This window comes from Isoptericola variabilis 225, assembly GCF_000215105.1.
In the GTDB taxonomy this organism is placed as follows: domain Bacteria; phylum Actinomycetota; class Actinomycetes; order Actinomycetales; family Cellulomonadaceae; genus Isoptericola; species Isoptericola variabilis_A.
Map to the genome: position 1 here is coordinate 3,098,854 of NC_015588.1, position 19,308 is coordinate 3,118,161.

At 71.4% G+C, this 19,308-nt stretch carries 14 protein-coding genes, 3 tRNA genes and 1 rRNA gene; 4 read left to right on the top strand and 14 right to left on the bottom strand.

The genetic code is table 11. The annotated features are described in order from the left end of the window. Positions 1-283: 283 nt before the first annotated feature. The 9 genes from ISOVA_RS14290 to ISOVA_RS14330 form a co-directional block, all read right to left on the bottom strand. Positions 284-1,805, bottom strand: a 16S ribosomal RNA gene (locus tag ISOVA_RS14290). 767 nt (positions 1,806-2,572) lie between these two features. Then, a complete protein-coding gene (gene putP / locus ISOVA_RS14295; protein ID WP_013839910.1) occupies positions 2,573-4,084 on the bottom strand; it encodes a sodium/proline symporter PutP in 1,512 nt (503 codons plus the stop codon). Positions 4,085-4,291: 207 nt separating this feature from the next. Beyond that, positions 4,292-4,364 (bottom strand) — tRNA-Arg (locus ISOVA_RS14300). A 161-nt stretch (positions 4,365-4,525) separates the two neighbouring features. Next, positions 4,526-4,617 (bottom strand) — tRNA-Ser (locus ISOVA_RS14305). 145 nt (positions 4,618-4,762) lie between these two features. Next, positions 4,763-4,847: transfer RNA gene (locus tag ISOVA_RS14310), tRNA-Ser, on the bottom strand. A 51-nt stretch (positions 4,848-4,898) separates the two neighbouring features. Next, positions 4,899-5,450, bottom strand: coding sequence for a GTP-binding protein (locus tag ISOVA_RS16605; protein ID WP_143762317.1), 552 nt, complete (start codon positions 5,448-5,450; stop codon positions 4,899-4,901). Between the two features lie 382 nt (positions 5,451-5,832). Next, positions 5,833-6,249: a DUF742 domain-containing protein gene (locus ISOVA_RS14320; RefSeq protein WP_013839912.1), complete on the bottom strand. Its 417-nt coding sequence runs from the start codon at positions 6,247-6,249 to the stop codon at positions 5,833-5,835. A gap of 10 nt (positions 6,250-6,259) precedes the next feature. Beyond that, positions 6,260-6,712, bottom strand: a complete 453-nt coding sequence (locus ISOVA_RS14325; protein WP_013839913.1) for a roadblock/LC7 domain-containing protein — start codon at positions 6,710-6,712, stop codon at positions 6,260-6,262. A 34-nt stretch (positions 6,713-6,746) separates the two neighbouring features. Beyond that, entirely contained in the window at positions 6,747-10,532 is a 3,786-nt protein-coding gene (locus tag ISOVA_RS14330; protein WP_041294920.1) for a nitrate- and nitrite sensing domain-containing protein, read from the bottom strand. A gap of 188 nt (positions 10,533-10,720) precedes the next feature. Between ISOVA_RS14330 and ISOVA_RS14335 the strand changes: the two genes are divergently transcribed. After that, the gene (locus tag ISOVA_RS14335) at positions 10,721-11,698 is read left to right on the top strand and encodes an NAD(P)H-quinone oxidoreductase (RefSeq protein WP_013839915.1); all 978 of its coding nucleotides are present in this window, start codon (positions 10,721-10,723) and stop codon (positions 11,696-11,698) included. Between the two features lie 32 nt (positions 11,699-11,730). Beyond that, entirely contained in the window at positions 11,731-12,336 is a 606-nt protein-coding gene (locus ISOVA_RS14340; RefSeq protein WP_013839916.1) for a bacterial proteasome activator family protein, read from the top strand. Positions 12,337-12,364: 28 nt separating this feature from the next. On the opposite strand, the gene ISOVA_RS14345 is transcribed toward ISOVA_RS14340, so the two are convergent. After that, positions 12,365-13,201, bottom strand: a complete 837-nt coding sequence (locus ISOVA_RS14345) for an EamA family transporter (protein WP_041295524.1) — start codon at positions 13,199-13,201, stop codon at positions 12,365-12,367. A gap of 238 nt (positions 13,202-13,439) precedes the next feature. Between ISOVA_RS14345 and ISOVA_RS14350 the strand changes: the two genes are divergently transcribed. Beyond that, complete coding sequence (locus ISOVA_RS14350; protein WP_013839918.1) at positions 13,440-13,862, top strand: DUF805 domain-containing protein; 423 nt, start codon at positions 13,440-13,442, stop codon at positions 13,860-13,862. 79 nt (positions 13,863-13,941) lie between these two features. Here ISOVA_RS14350 and ISOVA_RS14355 read toward each other — a convergent pair whose 3' ends face one another. The 3 genes from ISOVA_RS14355 to ISOVA_RS14365 all read right to left on the bottom strand — a co-directional run bounded on the left by ISOVA_RS14355 (position 13,942) and on the right by ISOVA_RS14365 (position 17,371). Continuing rightward, positions 13,942-14,898 carry a carbohydrate ABC transporter permease gene (locus tag ISOVA_RS14355; protein ID WP_013839919.1) on the bottom strand — a complete coding sequence of 319 codons (957 nt, stop codon included), beginning with the start codon at positions 14,896-14,898 and terminating at the stop codon, positions 13,942-13,944. After that, on the bottom strand, positions 14,895-15,884 hold the full coding sequence (locus tag ISOVA_RS14360) for a carbohydrate ABC transporter permease (RefSeq protein WP_013839920.1): 990 nt from the start codon (positions 15,882-15,884) through the stop codon (positions 14,895-14,897). The genes ISOVA_RS14355 and ISOVA_RS14360 overlap by 4 nt, the downstream gene beginning before the upstream one ends. Before the next feature lie 83 nt (positions 15,885-15,967). Further along, entirely contained in the window at positions 15,968-17,371 is a 1,404-nt protein-coding gene (locus ISOVA_RS14365; RefSeq protein ID WP_013839921.1) for an ABC transporter substrate-binding protein, read from the bottom strand. A gap of 222 nt (positions 17,372-17,593) precedes the next feature. Here ISOVA_RS14365 and map point away from each other — a divergent pair, with 222 nt between their 5' ends. Beyond that, positions 17,594-18,376, top strand: a complete 783-nt coding sequence (map, locus tag ISOVA_RS14370) for a type I methionyl aminopeptidase (protein ID WP_013839922.1) — start codon at positions 17,594-17,596, stop codon at positions 18,374-18,376. A 114-nt stretch (positions 18,377-18,490) separates the two neighbouring features. Here the strand turns inward: map and ISOVA_RS14375 are convergent, their stop codons facing one another. Further along, positions 18,491-19,300: an HAD family hydrolase gene (locus ISOVA_RS14375; RefSeq protein WP_013839923.1), complete on the bottom strand. Its 810-nt coding sequence runs from the start codon at positions 19,298-19,300 to the stop codon at positions 18,491-18,493. Between the last annotated feature and the right edge of the window lie 8 nt (positions 19,301-19,308).

Genomic DNA, 19,308 nt, shown 5'->3' on the forward strand with positions numbered 1-19,308 from the left:
CGCTACCCACTGAAACCCCCGACCAACGCGGCCGGCTGTCTCAGGACCCAACAGTGTGCTCTCCGAACCCCCACACCCCCGCACCGGTCTTCCCACCCCACAGGGGCGTACTAGCCGGCACACCAGGTGCACGAAAGGCTCTACGGTCAACGTTCCACCCTCGAGCGACCACCAGGCGCACGATCGGCACCTGCAGCGGTCCTCCTCTACCCCCACCCGGCCGGCCCCCACGAAGAGACCCACCGGACGCACCACGGTGCACGGGGATACGAGTGCTCCTTAGAAAGGAGGTGATCCAGCCGCACCTTCCGGTACGGCTACCTTGTTACGACTTAGTCCCAATCGCCAGTCCCACCTTCGACCACTCCCCCCGGCGAACCGGTTGGGCCATGGGCTTCGGGTGTTACCAACTTTCGTGACTTGACGGGCGGTGTGTACAAGGCCCGGGAACGTATTCACCGCAGCGTTGCTGATCTGCGATTACTAGCGACTCCGACTTCATGGGGTCGAGTTGCAGACCCCAATCCGAACTGAGACCGGCTTTTTGGGATTCGCTCCACCTTACGGTATCGCAGCCCTCTGTACCGGCCATTGTAGCATGCGTGAAGCCCAAGACATAAGGGGCATGATGATTTGACGTCATCCCCACCTTCCTCCGAGTTGACCCCGGCAGTCTCCCATGAGTCCCCGGCATAACCCGCTGGCAACATGGGACAAGGGTTGCGCTCGTTGCGGGACTTAACCCAACATCTCACGACACGAGCTGACGACAACCATGCACCACCTGTGCACCGACCTTACGGGGCACCCATCTCTGAGTGTTTCCGGTGCATGTCAAGCCTTGGTAAGGTTCTTCGCGTTGCATCGAATTAATCCGCATGCTCCGCCGCTTGTGCGGGCCCCCGTCAATTCCTTTGAGTTTTAGCCTTGCGGCCGTACTCCCCAGGCGGGGCACTTAATGCGTTAGCTGCGGCACGGAACTCGTGGAATGAGCCCCACACCTAGTGCCCAACGTTTACGGCATGGACTACCAGGGTATCTAATCCTGTTCGCTCCCCATGCTTTCGCTCCTCAGCGTCAGTTGCGGCCCAGAGACCTGCCTTCGCCATCGGTGTTCCTCCTGATATCTGCGCATTCCACCGCTACACCAGGAATTCCAGTCTCCCCTACCGCACTCTAGTCTGCCCGTACCCGATGCAAGCCCGAGGTTGAGCCTCGGGTTTTCACACCAGACGCGACAGACCGCCTACGAGCTCTTTACGCCCAATAATTCCGGACAACGCTTGCGCCCTACGTATTACCGCGGCTGCTGGCACGTAGTTAGCCGGCGCTTCTTCTGCAGGTACCGTCACTTGCGCTTCTTCCCTGCTGAAAGAGGTTTACAACCCGAAGGCCGTCATCCCTCACGCGGCGTCGCTGCATCAGGCTTGCGCCCATTGTGCAATATTCCCCACTGCTGCCTCCCGTAGGAGTCTGGGCCGTGTCTCAGTCCCAGTGTGGCCGGTCGCCCTCTCAGGCCGGCTACCCGTCGAAGCCTTGGTAGGCCATCACCCCACCAACAAGCTGATAGGCCGCGAGCCCATCCCCCACCGAAAAACTTTCCAACACCCACCATGCGATGAGCGCTCATATCCGGTATTAGACCCCGTTTCCAAGGCTTATCCCGAAGTGGAGGGCAGGTTGCTCACGTGTTACTCACCCGTTCGCCACTGATCCACCCAGCAAGCTGGGCTTCACCGTTCGACTTGCATGTGTTAAGCACGCCGCCAGCGTTCGTCCTGAGCCAGGATCAAACTCTCCGTAAAAGAGAAAACAAACACCCACGCACCACAAAGGCACGACCGGGCGCTTGATCGATACTGGCCAGACCAAACTATCACTAGCTCAGTCCATCCAAAGGAATCCCACCAGACCACCACACCCAAAAGGCGCGGCAACCCGGACAGGGTTCAAAAATACTTGGCATTGACTATCAAGCACACTGTTGAGTTCTCAAACAACCGACGCACACCATCCAGGCCGAAACCCCCAAGGCTCCGACCCCGTCCGGGGCAACCCCTCAAACTTACCCGATCGGTTCCTGCTTCGCAAACCGGCCGAATCTCGCGATTCTGACGATCTGGACCTCGGAACCTCTCCGGCCCATCCTTTCGGGGCGCACGAAACGCCTCGAACCTGAGGGAGATGGTTCCAGCCCCGGCGCGGCCACCGGTACCCAGCCTCTCGGCTGTCTCCTCGGTGTCCGTCGGCCCGTCGGGCTGACGTCAGAGAACATTACTCAGACGCCTGGGCCACGTCAACGCGGTGGAGCGTGGCGCACGACACGTCGTCGCGACCCGCGTCCCGGCGTCGCGCCAGGCACGGTTCACCGCCGTGACACCAGGTGCCAACGGGGCCACGCGGCACGGTATTCCCGCCGCCCCGGCCGGCGCCGGGCGCCGCCCCACCTTGGACACGAGCGCTCGCTCGTCGAAGTCGAGGCCCGAGCCCCGGAGAGGACATGGCCCGAGCCCGGGAACGCCGGAGGCCCGCCCCCTGGTCGGGAGCGGGCCTTGGGTGTGCGCGCGGGTCGTCAGGCGACGGTCGGGGTGGGGTCCTCGGTCTGACCCCGGGTGAACCGGCGCGCGTCGTCGAACTCCTCGCCGATGTCGTCGGCCGGCCGCGGGCTCGCGAGGCTCACCAGGATCGCGACGAGGCCACCGAGCACGAAACCCGGCACGATCTCGTACAGCGTGTCGCTGAGGGCGGACTGCCCCCACGCGAACGCGACGACCGCACCGGTCACCATGCCGGCGAGCGCACCCCACCGCGTCAGGCGACGCCAGTAGAGGCTCAGCAGCACGATCGGGCCGAAGGCCGCGCCGAAGCCGGCCCACGCGAAGCCGACCAGGTCGAGGATCGTCGAGCTGCGGTCGAGGGCGATGAGCCCCGCGACGATCGCGACGAGGAGCACCGCGGCGCGCCCCAGCATCACCTGGACGCGCGCCGACATCTCCCTGCCGGTCATCTTGACGAGGTCCTCGACGAGCGCGGAGGACGAGACGACGAGCTGCGACGAGATCGTCGACATGATCGCGGCGAGCACCGCGGCGAGCACGAGACCCGCGACGAACGGGTGGAACAGCACCTGCGAGAGCACGAGGAAGACCGTCTCGGGGTTCTCGAGGGTGCCCCCGGTGCTGTTGACGTAGGCGACACCGATGAGACCGGTGACGATCGCGCCGACGGCGGTGACGACCATCCAGGTGATGCCGACGCGGCGGCCGGCCTTCGCGTCCTCGGGCGACCGGATCGCCATGAAGCGCACGATGATGTGCGGCTGGCCGAAGTACCCCAGGCCCCACGCCGCCGCCGAGATCACGCCGGTCGCCGTCGCACCCGCGACGAACGACAGGTGGTCGGCCGCCGCGCTCGTGTCCGCGGCGAGGATGCCGTCGCGCACGGGACCCCAGCCTCCGAGCTCGACGAACGCCACCACCGGTACCGCGACGAGCGCGAGCAGCATGAGGAGGCCCTGCGCGACGTCGGTCCACGTGGCGCCGAGGAAGCCTCCGAAGAGGGTGTAGGCGAGCGTCACGCCGCCGACGACGAGCATGCCCGTCGTGTAGCTCAGGCCGAACGAGCTCTCGAAGAACGTCCCGCCGGCCACGATGCCGGACGACACGTAGAACGTGAAGAACACCAGCACGATGACGCCCGCGGCGATGCGGATGAGGTGCGAGGTGTCCCGGAGCCGGTTCTCGAAGAAGCTCGGGATGGTGATGGAGTTGTTCGAGACCTCGGTGTAGGCGCGCAGGCGCGGCGCCACGAACGTCCAGTTGAGCCAGGCGCCGATGGTCAGGCCGATGGCGATCCACGCCTCGACGAGCCCGGCGACGTAGATCGCGCCGGGCAGACCCATGAGGAGCCACCCGGACATGTCCGACGCCCCGGCGCTGAGGGCGGCGACGCTCGGGGGAAGCCGGCGCCCGCCGAGCATGTAGTCGTCCAGGTCCTTGGTGTTGCGGAACGCCGCGTAGCCGATCACCAGCATCGCCGCCATGTAGAGGACGATGGCGAGTGTCTTCCAGGTCTCATCGCTCATGCGATCGATCCCCTCTCTTGTCCTGCAGCACCCGCCGCGCACCCCGGAGGCGCGCGGCCGCCGGCGGGCACGACGGGACGGGGCCAGGCCGGATCGGCCGACGTCGGGTCACGACGGCGACAGGACCTCGCTGCTCGAGCCACCCCGTTGGGGCTGTAAACGCGAAACGGCCCGATCCTGGATGAGGATCGAGCCGCCCGCTCAGCGTGCGCCCGGAGGGATTCGAACCCCCAACCTTCTGATCCGTAGTCAGATGCTCTATCCGTTGAGCTACGGGCGCGTGCGGTGCGCTTGCGCACCGGCCGACGAGAACATTACCTCCCCCGTCGCCGTTCCCCAAACCCGCGGGGCCGATCGTGACGGACGCCACCGCCGTCGGGCACCGGGAGCCGGTTCGGGCAACAGAAAAGGCCCCGGGCGTCGACGCAGCCGGAGCCTTCCTGGCGGAGACGGCGGGATTTGAACCCGCGAACGGGTTGCCCCGTTACCACCTTAGCAGGGTGGCGCACTAGACCAGACTATGCGACGTCTCCTCGCGACCGGCCCGCAGCCTGCCGCGGCGCCCAGAGTAACCGCCCGGGCACCCCCGCGGCAAAGCGGCAGGCTCGCGGTGCGCCGAAGGCCCGGGCCGGCGTACCGGTCCGGGCCTTCGGGGCTCGCGCCGTGCGGCGCACGACGCGGAGGGCGAGGGATTCGAACCCCCGGTGGGTCGCCCCACAACGGTTTTCAAGACCGTCACATTCGGCCGCTCTGTCAGCCCTCCTCGCGGGCGGCCGGGCCGCCCGCGCGGGTCCCCAGTGTAGTGGGGGCCCGGTCAGGAGCCGGCGCCCGAGCGGAGCTGGCGCATGGCCAGCTGCACGAGGGCGATGAGCGTCTGCTTGGTGGCGGCCCGGGAGCGGGCGTCGGTGTAGAGCATCGGCACGTGCGCCGGGATCTGCAGGGCCTCGCGCACGTCCTCGAGGCGGTGCTTGGCGACGCCGTCGAAGCAGTTCACGCCGACGACGAACGGCACCTTGCGCGACTCGAAGTAGTCGATCGCGGGGAAGCACTGCTCGAGGCGGTCGGTGTCGACCAGGACGACGGCGCCGATCGCGCCGCGCACCAGGTCGTCCCACATGAACAGGAAGCGGTCCTGGCCGGGCGTGCCGAACAGGTAGAGCCAGAGGTTGCCCGGCAGGGCGACGCGGCCGAAGTCCATCGCGACCGTCGTCGTGGTCTTGCGGTCCGAGACGCCGCCCGCGTCGTCCACGCCGACCGAGTGCTCGGTCATCGCGGCCTCGGTGTTGAGCGGCTCGACGTCGGAGATGGAGCCGATGAACGTCGTCTTGCCGACGGCGAAGCCTCCGGCCACGACGATCTTCGTCACGGTCGGGGCCGCGCCACCCGGCCGGCCCGCCGGACCGCGCGCGACACCCTGCCCGGCGGCGGGCGCCGGCGTCTGGGCGGCCTGCTGCACCGGCTGCTGCGCGTACTGCGCCGGCTGGCCGTAGTGGGCGGGCGCGGCGGGCTGGGCCGCGTCCGGGCGCTGCGCGGGCGGTGCCGACGGCGTGGCGGCCGAGGCCGCGTGCACCTGCCCGCCCCCACCCCCGAGGACGCTCTGGCGCGCGGGTGCCGTGCCCGGGGTTCCGGGCGCGCCGCCCGGGGCGCCGGAAGCGCCGCCGGCCGCGGGCGCGCTCGGGGCGCCCGCGGGCTGCGAGACGGGCGCCCAGGCGGGGGCGAACCCGCCGGACGCGCCGCGCGTCGCGCTGTCAGAGGGCGGAAATGCCATTGAGAACACTCTCCAAGACGCTCAGGGACAGGCCCGAGTGGGTGCTGCCGTGACCCGTGTGGACGTTGACCGGGGTCGAGGTGTGCACGGTGATGTGCCCCTCCTCCTGCATGTCCGCGACGAGGACGCGGACCACGCCGACCGGCAGGCGCAGCAGGGCCGAGAGCTCGGCGATCGACACGTAGGTGTGCGCGGCGTGCTGGAGGATCGCGCGCTTCTCCGGTGTCAGGCCGTAGCTGCTCACCGCCCCGGGCAGGACCTCGACCAGCGCCTCGAGCGGGAGGTCCGACATCGCGGAGCGGACGCGGCCGCCCGTGACCGCGTAGGGACGCACCGTGGCAGCCTCGTAGCCGTCCGCGGAGTGCGAGCCCAGGGAACCGAACGGTGCGTGCGTCATCGTCTCGACCTCATCCCATCGACGCGGCGGCGCGCGTCTGACCGTCGACCGGCAGGTTTCCTCGCATCTCCGAGATGAGCTGCGGCGTGAGGGTCGCCTCCGTGCGCGAGACGAGCATCGCCATCTCGTAGCCGATCAGGCCGATGTCGCAGGTCGACTCGGCGACGACGGCGAGCACGGACCCGTTGGAGACGTTCATCAGGAACAGGAACCCGTTGTCCATCTCGACGATGGCCTGACGGACGTTGCCGCCGTGGAGCTGGCGCGACGCGCCGCGCGTGAGGCTCGACATGCCGGAGACGATCGCGGCGAGCTGGTCGCCGCTGGTGCGGTCGAGCTGGTCGGACATCGCCATGAGCAGGCCGTCGGCCGACACCACCAGCGTGTGCCGGGTGCCCGGCACGGTCCGGACGAAGTTGTCGAGAAGCCACCCGAAGTTGGTCGCTTCAGTACTGAGGGTCACGCTTCCTCCTCGTCAGGTACGCCGAAGGCGCAGGTCACCGCGACTGCGGCGCCGATCCAGGGACATCATTCACGGTCGACCCCGTCCCCGTCGAGACCGTCTCGGAGGCGGACGCCTCCGAGCGGCCGCGCAGGGTCGCGGACTGGAACGCCGACAGGCGCGCCCGCAGCTGCTCGGGGTCGCGCTCGATCCGCGCGGTGAAGCGCTCGGCGGGCGTGGCGGGCTCGTCACCACGGTGGCGGCGCGTCAGGCCGTTGCCGGCCTCTGCGACGACGGTGGGGCGGTAGGTCTGCTCGTCGTTCTGCGCGGTCACGGTCTCTTCCTGGAAGACGCCGCGCCGCAGCAGGCTCGACATCTCCTCGTACAGGACGGCGGAGGCCATCCACTCCGAGCGGGCCTCGACGGTGTCGGGCACGTGGTGCGGGTCGAGCGGGTCGACGGCGCCCGACGTCGACCGCAGCGGGAGCACCGACTCCCCGTACGACGTCGTGGTGCGCGGCGGCGCCTCGTCCTGCGCCGGCCGCGGGGTGTACGACGACGGGGCCTGCGGCGCCGCCTCGGCCGCCGGGGCGGCCTGGGGGGCCACGGGCGACGGCGCCGGCTCGAAGGCACGCGGCTGGTACGCCACCGGCTCGGGCGCCGAGGGGCGCAGGCCGGTGACGGACGTGCGCGGCGGCACGGGCGCCGGCGGGGCTGCCGGCGTCACCGGGCTCGCGGGCGGCGCGAGCACCTGGTGGGCCGGGGACGCGGCCGCGGCGGGCGGAGGCACGAGCGGGCCCGCGGCGGGCTGCTCCGGAGCCGCCGGGCTCGCCGCCGAGCCGGCCGTCGACGCGGACGCCGAGCCGGCCGCCGCGTCGGTCGCCGGCCGGCGGCCGAAGAGGCCCCGCTTGCGCCCGGCGTTCGCCGCCTCGCGCACCGCGCGTCGCGTCGGGAGGTCGGACATGAGCTCCTCGAACGCGGGCAGCGACTGGAACGTCGAGCCCTCGGCCGGTGCGGCCGACGCCTGCTCGTCCGTCTGCGCGGCCGCCTGCTCGGAGACCGGCTCGGGCGCCTGCTCCGCGACCGGCTCGGCCGGGCGCGGCTCCCACGCCGGCGCCGGGTCGGTCGGGCGGGGCGCCCACGCGCTCTCCGGCTCGGTGGGGTCGGCCGGACGCGGTGCCCACGCGCTCTCCGGCTGCGCGGCCTCCGCCGCCGGAGCAGCCTCCGCCGGGGCCCAGGCCGCCTCCGCGGGCTCCGCGAGCTCTGCCGCCTGCGCCGACTCCTCGGGCTCGGCGGGCTCGTCGGGCACGGGCACGACCGTCGCGGCGGGCTGCTCCTGCGACTCGAGCTCGTCCGGCAGCGAGGCCGGGTCCTCGGTCACGGCGTCGAGCTGGAGCGTCGTCTCGGTGGCCGACGTGTCGAGCGCGTCCATCGAGCGGAAGCTCGAGAACAGCGTGGTGCGCTGGTCGACGTCGAGAACCGGGGCCGTGGGGGCGGGCTCCGGCTCGGGCTCGGCCGGCACCACGGACCCGCTGCGGCTGCGGCTCGGCAGGGACGCGTCGGGAGCCGCGACCTCGCTCGGCGGCGTCCACGCGTCCACCTGCGTGTCGCCGAGGTCCGGCAGCTCGGGCGTCTCGAGCGGCGGCAGCACGATGGGCCCCGACTCGGGCGCGGGCTCGCTGCGGCGGCGGCGCGGCATGCCGGCCGACGTCGTGCCGTCCGTGAGCGCGTCCAGGTCGACCGGGACGGCGGCGGGCGCCTCCGGCTCGACGGCCGGCGCGGCCGCGGACGCGATCGGCATCGCGGCCGTCGTCGGCTGGTGAGCGGGCTCGGGCCGCGAGGGCTCGGACGCCGCGGGGGCGAGCGGGGCGGCCGGCGTGAGGCCCGTCGTCGGCACCGTCGCCCGGTCGGCCGTCGCCACGGCCGGCTCGGAGCGCTGCGTCAGACTCGCGACCGCGGCCTGGGTCGACGCCTCGAGCGGGTCGGTCGGCTGCGGGAGCGGGACGGCGTCGTCGGGCACGAAGAGGACCGCCGGGAACACGACCGTGGCGACCGTGCCCTCGCCGCCGTGGCCCTTGGCGAACGTGACGGTCGCGCCGAGGCGGTCGGCGAGGCGGCCCACCACGAAGAGGCCGAGGCGCTGCGCGCCGACCGCGTCGGACGCGGCGCGGCTGGCGACCTTGGTGTTCGCCTCGGCGAGCTCCTGGTCGGACATGCCGAGACCGTGGTCGCGGACCGTCACGACGACGCCGCGCTCGTCCTGGCCGGTCGAGACCTCGACCGGCGTGTGCGGCTCGGAGAACATCGTCGCGTTCTCGAGGAGCTCCGCGAGCAGGTGGGCCGCGTTGAGCGCGTTGTGCCCGAGCATGAGCGGGTCGACGTGCAGGTCGAGGCGCACGCGGTCGTACAGCTCGATCTCGGACGACGCCGTACGGATGACGTCGGAGACCGGCATCGGCTGGCGCACCCGACGGCCCGAGTCGATGCCCGCGAGGACGAGGAGCGACTCGGCGTTGCGGCGCATACGGGTCGCGAGGTGGTCGAGCCGGAAGAGGTTCGACAGCGTGCTCGGGTCCTCCTCGGAGCGCTCGAGCTCGTCGAGGAACGCGAGCTGGCGGTTGAGGAGGACCTGGTCGCGGCGGGCGACGTTGACGAACATCTCGGCGATCGAGCCGCGGAGCGCCGCCTGCTCGCGGGCGACCTCCATGGTCGTGGCGTTGACGTCGTTGAACGCCGCGGCGAGGCGGCCGACCTCGTCGCTCGACTCGACCGGGATCTGCACGAGCTCGACCGACGGCGCCTGGCCGGGCACCGTCATCTGCTCGACCATCTGCGGCAGGCGCTCGCGCACCTGGGCCGTGGCGTGCGTCAGGCGCCGCAGCGGCGTGACGATGCCGCGGGCGATGAGGATCGCGAGCACGAAGGACAGGACCACGACGCCGAACGCGACGCCGGCGGTGATGAGCAGGCGCTCCCACGACGAGGTCGCGAGGCCGGCCGCGAACTCCGCGGTCTCGCTCCGGACGTCGTCGCGCACGGGACGGGTCTTCTCGACCCACTCCTGCGAGAGGGTGGACCACTGGCGCGCCGACTGCGGGTCGATCGCGTCGAACTGGCTCGTGAGGACCGCGGAGCGGACGTCGCCGAACGCCCCGGAGAACGACGGCACGACCTGGTGGCCGGGGACCCGGTCCAGGGCGGTCTGGGCCTCGGCCCGGAGCGTGTCGCTCGTGCTGATCAGTGACAGGGCGCGCAGCAGGGGCTCGGTCTCGGGCTGCTCGCCCGCCGCGATCCGGCCGAGGACGTAGCCCACGTACGGACGCTCCTCGGTGTTGCTCAGCAGCACCTCGTCGAGCGCCACGTACGCCTCGACCCGCTGGGCGAGGTCACGGTCGGCGGTCGTGGCCGCGAGGGCGCGCGGCACCTCGAGCGCGTTGCCGATGATCTGGTCGTACCGGGCGGTGGCCTCGGCCTCGGGGACGGTGCCCGCGAGGACCTGGTTCTGCAGCAGGTCGACCGAGCCGCGGTCGTTTATCGTGCGGCGCACGGCCTCCCCGACCTTGGGGTCGAGCGCGTCCGTCTCGATGGTGCGCAGGAGCGCGTCGCGGGCGGCGATAGCCGCATCCGTCTCCTCCTGTGCCGCCTCGAGCTGCGCCTGCGCGCCGGGGATCCCGAGCGAGACGGCGATGTTCAGCGCGCGTTCCTGCGCGAACGCCGTGCCCGCCCGGTCCTGCGCCTCGAGGCTCGCGATGAGGTCGGACGTCTGCTCGGCCTGGCGCATCTCCTGCAACGAGGTCCAGGAGATCCAGACCGCGACCATGGCAAGGACGAAGATCGGCACGGCGAGTGTCGCAAGGATCTTCCCGCGAACGCCCAACCTGCGGAGCATCGGTACCTCTCTCCATCACTGTTCGGTCGGGGGCCGCGCCGCAGACCTTGCCGGTTCGGCCCTCGATGGTCCGTGCACCCCGCGAGGGGCCGCCGCGCCGCTCGGGGTGCTGTGAGGGCGCACGGGTAGGCTCCACCGGTGTGCGAGCGGTGACGATATCGGCAGCAGGCGCCTCGAGGAAACTCACCCTATCCCAGGTGAACCTGCGCGAACCGGACGCCGGAGAGGTCGCGATCGACGTCGTGGCGGCGGGCGTCAACCGCGCTGACCTGCTGCAACGGGCAGGTCAGTACCCCCCGCCCCCCGGTGCGCCCGAGTGGCCGGGACTCGAGGTCTCCGGTGTGGTCTCGGGCGTCGGACCCGGCGTGTCGTCCTGGCGTGTCGGCGACGAGGTCGTCGCGCTGCTCGAGGGCGGCGGGTACGCGGAGCGCGTGGTGGTGCGCGAGACGCAGGTGCTGCCTGCGCCCGACGGCGTCGACCTGGTCGACGCCGCGGGCCTCCCCGAGGCCGTGTGCACCGCGTGGACCAACCTCGTCGACACGGCCCGCCTCACCGCCGGCGAGTGGGTCCTGGTGCACGGCGGCTCGGGCGGCGTCGGCTCCGTCGCGGTCCAGCTCGCGACGGCGCTCGGCGCGCACGTCGTCGCGACGGCGGGCGGGCCGGAGCGCGCCGCGCGGTGCGTCGAGCTCGGTGCGGTCGCCGGTCTTGACCACCGCCGCGACGACTTCGTCGCCGGCGTCCGGTCCGCCTCCTCGGGCCACGGGGCCGACGTCGTGCTCGACGTCGTCGGCGCGAAGTACCTGCCGGACAACGTCCGCGTCCTCGCGCCGGGCGGGCGCCTCGTCGTCATCGGGCTCCAGAAGGGCCGGCGCGGCGAGCTCGACCTCGGCGCGCTCATGTCCAAGCGCGCCCAGGTGACCGGCACGACGCTGCGTTCGCGCTCCGCCGAGGAGAAGGCCGCGATCGTCGCGGCCGTGCGCGAGCACGTGTGGCCCATGGTCGCGGACGGCCGGGTGCGGCCCGTCGTGCACGCGCGTCTGCCGCTCGCCGAGGCCGAGGCCGCGCAGGACCTGCTCGCCTCCGGTGAGGCCTTCGGGAAGGTCCTGCTCCTGCCCTGACGCGGGGGCCCGGCTTGGGACAGACTGGTGCCATGACGGACCGCGACGTGAGCACCCCGGACGAGACCGCGCAGGCCGACCCCGCCACCGAGGACGGCCGCACCGAGCAGCACCCGCGGGTGGTGACGCCCGACGGCACCGAGGTCCCGACCGAGGCACCGGCCGAGGGCGAGGCGGACGAGGACGACGAGACCTCGCGCATCGAGGAGCCCGCGAAGGTCATGCGCATCGGCGGCATGATCAAGCGCCTGCTCGACGAGGTGCGCGACGCCCCGCTCGACGAGGCGGCCCGCACCCGGCTCGCCGAGATCCACGAGCGCTCGATCCACGAGCTCGAGGACGGGCTGTCGCCCGACCTGGTCGAGGAGCTGCACCGCATCACGCTGCCGTTCAGCGACGACGGCGCCCCGTCGGACGCCGAGCTGCGCGTCGCCCAGGCGCAGCTCGTCGGCTGGCTCGAGGGGCTGTTCCACGGCATCCAGACCGCGCTCGTCGCGCAGCAGATGGCGGCGCAGGCCCAGCTCTCGCAGATGCGCCGGCAGCTCCCGCCGGGGGCGCACCCGGCCCTGTTCGGCCCCGGCGGTCCCGGCCAGCACCGGCCCGAGGACGGCCGCCCCTCGCCGGGCCAGTACCTCTGACGCGCGGCGGCCGCGCGGTGCCCGGCCGCTACCGCGCGGTCGCGGTCATCGCGATCGCGCCCGAGATGAGCGCGAGCCCCACGAGCTCGGGCCAGCTCGGCACCTGGCCGAGGACGACGGCGCCGACGACGACGGCGGTCGCGGGCAGCAGGGCGAGCAGCACGGAGAACGTCGCCGTGCCCACGCGACGCAGCACGACCTGGTCGAGCACGTACGGGACGACCGACGAGCACACCGCCACGACCAGGAGGAACGCGAGCAGACCGACGTCGGGCACGACCGTGGTGACCGACCCGCCGAAGAACGGGGCGAAGACGACGGCCCCCGCGAGCATGCCGACCGCGAGCCCGTCGATGCCCGAGCCCGCGGCCCCGGCGACCCGCTTGCCCAGGACGATGTAGCCTGCCCAGCAGGCCGCGGCGACGAAGATGGCCGCGAGGCCGATCACGACGTCGGCGCGCTCGAGGTCGGACTCGAGCGTGATGCCGGCGAGCAGGACGACGCCGGCCGCGGCGACGACGATCGCGCCCCGCTCGCGCCAGCCGCGCCCGGTGACCGCCGCGACCGCGACCGGTCCGCAGAACTCGATCGCGACCGCGACGCCGAGCGGCAGGTGGTCGATGCCCACGTAGAAGACGATGTTCATCGCCGCGAGGACCACGCCGAACAACGAGGCCCAGGCGAGCTGCCGGCGCGTCCACGCCCGGCGCCACGGGCGGCGCCACGCGAGCAGCACGACGGCGGCCAGCACGATGCGCCACCAGCTCACGGTGGGTGCACCGAGCGTCTCGAAGAGCCCGACGGCGACCGCGGCGCCCAGGTACAGCGTCAGGCCCGACACCACGAAGAGCGCCGGCGCCGGCACGCGGTCGAGCGGTCCGGCGGCGACGGCGGGCGGGCTCGGGGGCGTGGCGGGCGCGGAGGACACGCGGGGAGCCTACGCCGCGGCGCCGTGCGGAGCGCCCGCCCGCTCCGCGGCCCTCGACGCCGCGAGAGCGGATGTGAAGGAAATGTCCATGAATGCTGGACGCCGGGTGTGCGGTCCTCTACTGTCCGACGCGGCCGGGCGTCTCCGGCCGGTTCACCGACACAGTGAGGTCCGCATGTCCTTCCTGGACGCCATCAAGTCCGTCTTCTCCAAGTACGCCACCTTCTCCGGCCGCGCCCGCCGTTCCGAGTTCTGGTACTGGGCCCTGTTCAACGTGCTCGTGGGCGCCGTCCTCGCCGCCCTCGCCGGCGCGACCGGCGGCTTCCAGATCGACCCCGTGACGGGTCTGCCGACCTACGGCGCCACCGGGATCCTCGCGAACCTGGTCTCCCTCGCGCTGCTCATCCCGTCGATCGCCGTGACCGTCCGCCGCCTGCACGACACCGACCGCAGCGGCTTCTGGTGGTTCATCGGCCTCGTGCCGTTCGTCGGCGGCATCGTCCTGCTCGTCTTCTGCGTGCTCGAGGGCACCCGTGGCCCGAACCGCTTCGGCGCCGACCCCAAGGGCGTGGAGACGACCGCACCGGCCGCCGTCTGACGACCACGCGCGACCGCACCGCAGCACGACGGCGGCCCGGGCACCTTCGCCCGGGCCGCCGTCGTCGTCCGCGGGTCGCTCAGCCCTTGACCGCGCCCGCGAGCATGCCGCGGACGAAGTACCGCTGGAGCGCGACGAACACGACGAGCGGGACGATCATCGCGACGAACGCACCGGCCGTGAGCAGGTGCCAGTCGCCTCCGCGCGAGCCCGCGAGCTCGGCGATGGCCACCGTGATCGGCCGGTACGGCGTGTCGGTGAAGGTCAGGCCCACCAGCAGGTCGTTCCAGACCCACAGGAACTGGAAGATCCCGAAGGCCGCGATGGCCGGCACGAGCAGCGGGAAGAGCACCTGGAAGAAGATCTTCACGTGCCCCGCGCCGTCGACGCGGGCCGCCTCGACGAGCGAGCGCGGGATGTCCTTCATGAAGTTGTGCAGCAGGAAGATCGCCAGCGGCAGGGCGAAGATCGAGTGCGACAGCCACACGGTCCAGAACGTGCCGTTGACGCCCAGGTCGACGTAGTCCCGCAGCAGCGGGATCAGGGCCACCTGGAGCGGGACCACCTGGAGCGCGAACACCGCGACGAAGAGGATCTCGCGGCCGCGGAACTCGATCCACGCGAACCCGTACGCGGCGAGCAGCGCGATGGTGATCGGGATGACGACCGCTGGCAGCGTGATGACGATCGTGTTGACGAAGAACGTCGCCAGGTTGCCGGTGCCGTAGAGCGCCGTCTCGTAGTTCTCGGTCGTGAACTCGGCCTCGCCGTTGAACAGCCCGGGGATGACGGTCCACCAGCCGGAGCGGCGGATGTCGAGCTCGGGCCGGAACGACGTGACGAGCAGGCCGACCGAGGGGATCGTCCACAGGATCGCGATGATGATCGCCGTGAGCGACGCCCAGGGCGAGCTGAGCTTGCCCTTGGTGGCGATCGCGCGCTTCTCGAGCCGGCTGAGCTTGCGCGGCTGGGTCGCGGCGACCTCTTCGGCGGGCCTGGCGGTGACCGCCTGGCCGGGGGTCGGGGTGCTGGTCATCGGATCTCCTCCGCCAGGCGCATCTGCCGCACGTTGTACGCGATGATCGGGATCACGAGGACGAACAGGAGCACGGCGAGGGCCGAGGCCAGCCCCTGGTTGTTCTGCCGGAACGCCTGCGTGTAGAACTCGTTCGCGACGACCTGCGTGCCGAACTGGCCGCCCGTCATGGTCCTGACGATGTCGAAGGCCTTGAGCGTCGCCATCGCGATCGTGGTGAGCACGACGACGAGAGCGGGCCGGATGCTCGGCACGGTGATGTACCGGAACATGCCGACGCCCGTGAGGCCGTCGAGCCGCGCCGCCTCGGTGATGTCGTCGGGGATCGCCTTGATCGCGGCCGAGAGCACCGTCATCGCGAAACCGGTCTGGATCCAGATCATGACGACGATGAGGAAGGCGGTGTTCCACGGCTGCCCGATGAGGAACTGCTGCGGTGGCAGACCGAGCCACATGAGCACCTGGTTGAGCAGACCCGTCTGCTGGACGCCCGGCTGGTCGGGCCGGAACTCGTAGACGAACTTCCAGATGATCGACGCGCCGACCATGGAGATCGCCATGGGGACGAAGATGAGCGCCTTGGCGAGGCGCTCGAAGCGCGTGCGGTCGACCAGGACGGCGTACACGAGGCCGATGACCGTGCTCAGCAGCGGCGCGAGGATGACCCACGCGGCGGTGACGAGGAGCACGCGCTGGAACTGCGGCTGCGTGAACGAGGCCGTGTAGTTGTCGAAGCCGACGAACGCGGTGCCGTTGCGGTTGAAGAACGAGTTCCAGAGCGTGATGAGCGCCGGCCGCATGAGGCCGTACGCGAGCAGCAGCAGCGCGGGGCCGACGAAGCCGACCGCGACGACCCACGAGGGGATCCGCTTGGGCCGGTCCACGAGGAACAGGATCAGCCCCATGACGACGACGAACAGCAGGATCGCCACCACCATGACGGCGAACTTCTCACCGACGTTGCTCGGTTCGAGGAGCCAGGTCACCGATGTTCTCCTTCAAGACGACGAGGGCCGGGCCGCCGGTCCCGCGGCGCGCTGCCGCGGGACCGGCGGTCCGGCCGTGGTGGCTACTGGGGCCAGCTGTTCTCGATCTGGTCCACGACCTCCTGCGTGTCGGCACCCGTGAACCAGTTGACCATGCCGGTCCAGAACGTCCCGGCCCCGACCTCGCCGGGCATGAGGTCGGACGCGTCGAAGCGGATCACCGCGTTCGGGTCGGCGAGGATCTCGTAGGAGAGCTTGTCGAACTCGGTCGCCAGGTTCTCCGGGTCGAGGCCCGTGTTCGCGCTGACCCAGCCGCCGTTCGGCGTGGCGAGGGCCTTCTGGTTCGCCCAGTCCGGGCTCGCCAGGTAGGTCTGGAACGCCTGCACCTCAGGACGGTCGTTGAAGGCCGCGACGAACTCGCCGCCGCCGAGGACCGGGCGGACGTCCGTCTGGTCGGTCGGCAGGTAGAACGCGTAGACGTCGCCGTCCGGGGCGACCTCGGTGCCCTCGGGCCACTGCGTCTGGTAGTAGTTCGCGGCGCGGTGCATCCAGCACGAGCCCTCGAGGATCGGGTAGCCCGCGTCGGTCCACGGCGTCGTCGCGATCGAGTCGACGCCGCCGAGGCCGCCGTTGACGTAGGCCGGGTTCTTGAGGATCTCGCCCGCCGTCTCGAACGCATCGACGATCTGCGGGTCGTTGAACGGGATCTCGTGGGTGTACCACTGGTCGTAGACCTCGGGGCCCGCGGTGCGGAGCACGACGTCCTCGATCCAGTCGGTGGCGGGCCAGCCGGTCGCGTCGCCGGACTCCACGCCGGCGCACCACGGGATCGCGCCCGAGTCGGCGATCTGCTGGGTGAGGTCCATCATGTCGGACCACGTCTCGGGGACCTCGTAGCCGGCGTCCTCGAACATCGCGGGCGAGTACCACACGAAGGACTTGACGTTCGCGCCGAGCGGGGCGGCGTAGAACGTGCCGTCGACCGTGCCGTACTCCTTCCAGGACTCGTTGAAGAACTCGTCGACGTTCGCGACCGTCTGCTCGGGAGCCGGGACGATGGCGTCGGGGAAGTCGTTCACGATCGTGTTGAGCAGGCCGGGCTGCGGCAGGTAGGCGATGTCGGGCGCGTTGCCCGCCTGGAGCCGGACGAGCAGCTGCGCCTCGAACTCGCGCGAGCCCTCGTACTCGACCGTCACGCCGGTGCACTCCTCGAACGCGTCGTAGGAGGCCTCCTGCTGCTCGGCCTCCGGCTCGACGATCGAGGTGTAGACGCTGACCGTCGTGCCCTCGAGGTCGCCGAACTCCTCGTACGCCGCGCAGTCGATGTCCTCGGCGGTTCCGCCGCCGCCTTCACCGCCGCCACCGCCACCGCCGCCACCTTCGCCGTCGCCGCCGCCACCGCACGCGGCGAGGACGAGTGCGAGACCGGCGCCTCCTGCCACGAGCGCCATGCTCCTCCGGCGCGCCGTCGTCGTTCGTCTGGTCATCCCTAACCCCTCCACTGCGTCGTGGGCCCGTCGGCGGGGATCACCGCCGGCGGTCCGGTGCGGCCAGGCACGAGACACAGGGGCTGACCAGTGCACACGTGCCTGTCCTGAGTCGACCGCAGGTCACGTGGTGTGCGCAACCGGAACACGGGCGAAGTCGGGTCACGACTCGGTGACGATCCGTGACACCCTTGTGCCATCCCCTGCACGGAAAGGACCACCATGATCGAGCTGAGGACCCCGCGCGAGATCGAGGAGATGCGCCCCGCCGGACGTTTCGTCGCGGAGGTGCTGACCGCGGTCCGCGAGGCCGCGCGCGTGGGGACGAACCTGCTGGAGCTCGACGAGCTCGCGCACCGGATGATCAAGGAGCGCGGCGCGGAGTCCTGCTACATCGACTACCACCCGTCGTTCGGCGCGATGCCGTTCGGCAAGGTCATCTGCACGTCGGTCAACGACGCCGTCCTGCACGGCCTGCCGCACGACTACGCGCTGCGCGACGGCGACCTGCTGAGCATCGACTTCGCCGTGGCGGTCGACGGCTGGGTCGCCGACTCGGCCCTGTCGTTCGTCGTCGGGACGTCGCCCACGCCCGAGCGCGCGGCGGCCGACGAGAAGCTCATCCGGACGACCGAGGTCGCGCTCGAGGCCGGCATCGCGGCCGCCCGGCCGGGCAACAAGATCGGTGACGTCTCGGCCGCGATCGCCGCCGTCGCGCGCGAGGCGGGCTACTCGATCAACACGGACTTCGGCGGCCACGGCGTCGGCCGCACGATGCACGGCGACCCCCACGTGCCGAACGACGGCCGCCCCGGCCGCGGGTTCCCGCTGCGGCCCGGCCTCGTCGTCGCGATCGAGCCGTGGTTCCTCGAGACGACCGACGAGATCTACACCGACCCCGACGGCTGGACGCTCCGGTCGGTCGACGGGTCGCGCGGTGCGCACAGCGAGCACACCATCGCGATCACCGAGGACGGCCCGATCGTCCTCACCGCCCGCGACTGACGCCGAGGGACGCGCTACCTCGGCGCGCGGTGCGCTACCTCGGCGCGCGGTGCGCTACCTCGGCGCGCGGTGCGCTACCTCGGCGGGAAGTGCGCTACCTCGGCGAGGGACGCGCTACGTCGCGAGGAGGGTGCGCAGGAACTGCGCGGCGCCGTCGTCCTCGATGGTGCCGGTGACCTCGTCGGCGGCCTCCTTGACCACCGGGTCGGCGTGGCCCATGGCGACGCCGCGCGCGGCCCAGCGCAGCATCTCGACGTCGTTGCGCCCGTCGCCGAGCGCCACGGTGCGGTGCGGCTGCACGTGCACGCGGCGGCGCACCTGCTCGAGCGCGGTCGCCTTGCTCACGCCGAGCGGGGCGAGGTCCATCCAGGCGGTCCACCCGACGGCGTAGGTGACGTCGTCGAGCCCGAGGCGCTCGACGAGCTCGTGGAACTGCTCGCTCGTCGACTCCGGGCTGCGCACGACGACGCGCGTGACCTCCTCGGACCACAGGTCCTCGAAGTCGACGACGCGGTGCTGCCCGTCGAGCTCGCCCTCGGGGAACAGCGCGTTCATGCGGAAGCCGACGCCGAGGTCCTCGACGGCGTACCGCGCGTCCGGCAGCTCCTCGCGCAGAAGACGCAGCGCGGGCGCCGGGTCGAACGTGACGACGTCCTCGAGCGTCCACCCCTGGGGCTCGTCGGGGTCGAGGCGGACGGTCACCGACCCGTTGGAGGCGACCATGAGCCCGGTGCCGATGCCGAGCTCGGCCGCGACCGGCGTCATGGCGATGAGCGAGCGGCCCGAGGCCAGGACGACCTCGTGACCGGCGTCGCGCACCTCGGCGACCGCGCGGCGCACCTCGTCGGTCAGCGTGCCGTCGTAGTGCAGCAGCGTCCCGTCGATGTCGAGCGCGACGAGGAGACGGTCTTCCGAGGCGGTCATGGCTGCGC